This is a genomic window from Streptomyces sp. PU-14G (assembly GCF_041028275.1).
Classification (GTDB): domain Bacteria; phylum Actinomycetota; class Actinomycetes; order Streptomycetales; family Streptomycetaceae; genus Streptomyces.
Genome location: NZ_JASKYT010000661.1, coordinates 1 through 2,010, shown reverse-complemented (window position 1 = coordinate 2,010; position 2,010 = coordinate 1). Strand labels below are relative to the sequence as shown.

Annotated in this window: 1 protein-coding gene; it reads left to right on the top strand. The window is 70.2% G+C overall.

What is annotated here, in order from left to right:
• Positions 1 to 270 precede the first annotated feature (270 nt).
• A complete protein-coding gene (locus AB8Z75_RS34485) occupies positions 271 to 1,917 on the top strand; it encodes a threonine/serine exporter family protein (RefSeq protein ID WP_369209021.1) in 1,647 nt (548 codons plus the stop codon).
• Positions 1,918 to 2,010 lie beyond the last annotated feature (93 nt).

The following is a 2,010-nucleotide window of genomic DNA, read 5'->3' as shown; positions in this document are numbered from 1 at the left end:
CCCTCTCTCCCCCTCTCCCCGTTGCGCCGCCCGGCTGCATTCAGCGGCCGGGTCTCGCACGTCACACCCCTGAGCGGCTCCGGCTGCCTTTTAATCCCCCTGAGCAGGGGGACCTTTGGGGGGAGGATCACGCGTCATGCTCCACTGTGAGGTATCACGCTTCCGGCACGTGGAACCGACATCGTTGGACACCGCGTCCGTGGTGTGGCACTGCTGGAAAGATGAGGCGTACCGCGCGTAAGGCGCAAGAAGGTAAGGAGCGGACAGAACGTGGTGGGGCAGCCCAAGGGAAACGGCGACGCCGCAGAGCAGGGCGGTGAGCCGGAGGACGCCAAGGCGTCCGACGAGTCGCGGAGCGCGTTCACCGCCCCCCTGGGCGTGCCGCTTCCCCCCGTCCCCGAAGAGGAACACCCGACCTCCGAGTTCACCCTCCCCGAAGGGCTCAAGACCCCCCACAACATCGACCACGGCAGCGCCTTCACCCCGCCCGAGGGCATCCCCGTCGTCGGCCCCCTCGCCAAACCGGGCTCGCCCTGGCAGGACCGCATGCGCTCCATGGTCCGCATGCCGCTCGCCGAACGGCCCGTACCCGAGAGGCCCGCGCGCACCGAGGAAACCGAGAGCGGACCGTCCGCACCCCGCGTCCTCGACCTGACCCTGCGTATCGGCGAACTGCTGCTGGCCGGCGGCGAAGGCGCCGAGGACGTCGAAGCCGCGATGTTCGGCGTCGCCCACGCCTACGGGCTCGACCGCACCGAACCCACCGTCACCTTCACCCTGCTGTCCATCACCCACCAGCCCTCGCTGGTCGACGACCCGGTGACGCTCAGCAGGACCGTGAGGCGGCGCGGCACCGACTACACGCGGCTCTCCTCCGTCTTCGGCCTCGTCGCCGACATCACCCAAGGCGACGTCTCCCTCGAAGAGGCCTACCGGCGCCTCGCCGAGATGCGGCGCAACAGGCACCCGTACACCAAATGGGCGCTCAGCGCCGCCAGCGGCGCCCTCTCCGGAGCGGCGTCCCTGCTCGTCGGCGGCGACGCGCTGGTCTTCTTCCTCGCCGCGCTCGGCGCCATCCTCGGCGACCGCCTCGCCTGGCTGTGCGCGGCACGCGGACTGCCCGAGTTCTACCAGTTCGCGGCGGCTGCGATGCCGCCCGCCGGCATAGGGGTCAGCGTCGCGCTGCTCTCCCAGCACACCGACACGAACATCCAGGCCTCAGCCGTCATCACCGGTGGCCTCTTCGCCCTGATCCCCGGACGGGCGCTCGTGGCAGCCGTCCAGGACGGGCTGACCGGCTTCTACATCACCGCCGCGGCACGCCTGCTGGAGGTCGTCTACCTGATCGTCGGCATCGTCTGCGGCGTCCTGATGATCCTCTACGTCGGCGACCGGCTGCACGCCCAGCTCACCCCGGACGTCGTCTACCACGCCAACCGTCCGGTCACCCAACTGCTGGCGTCGATGCTGCTGACCCTGGCCTTCTGCATCCTGCTCCAGCAGGAGAGGCACACCATCGTGCTGGCCACGCTCAACGGCGGCGTCGCATGGCTGATCTTCGGAGCCCTCTCCACGGCGGGCGTCAAACCCGTGCCCGCCACCGTGATGGCCGCCGGGCTCGTCGGCCTCTTCGGCCAGCTGCTGTCCCGCTACCAGTTCGCGTCCTCGCTGCCGTACATCACCGCGGCGATCGGACCGCTGCTGCCCGGTAGCAACACCTACTTCGGGCTGCTGAACATCGCGCAGGAGGACGTCAACAAGGGTTTCGAGCATCTGGCCACCGCGGGGGCGCTGGCGCTGGCCATCGCGATCGGGGTGAACCTCGGCGGGGAGCTCGCCAGGCTGTTCATCAAGACCCCGGGCCAGGAAACCCCCCTCCCCGGCCGCCGAGCCGCCAAACGCACCCGCGGCTTCTGACCCCCTGCGCGCAAGCGCCGAGCCCCTCTCACCCAAGAGAGAGCCTGCTCTCCCTACGGGGCTCCTAGGGGGCGGAGCCCCGTAGGGGGGGGC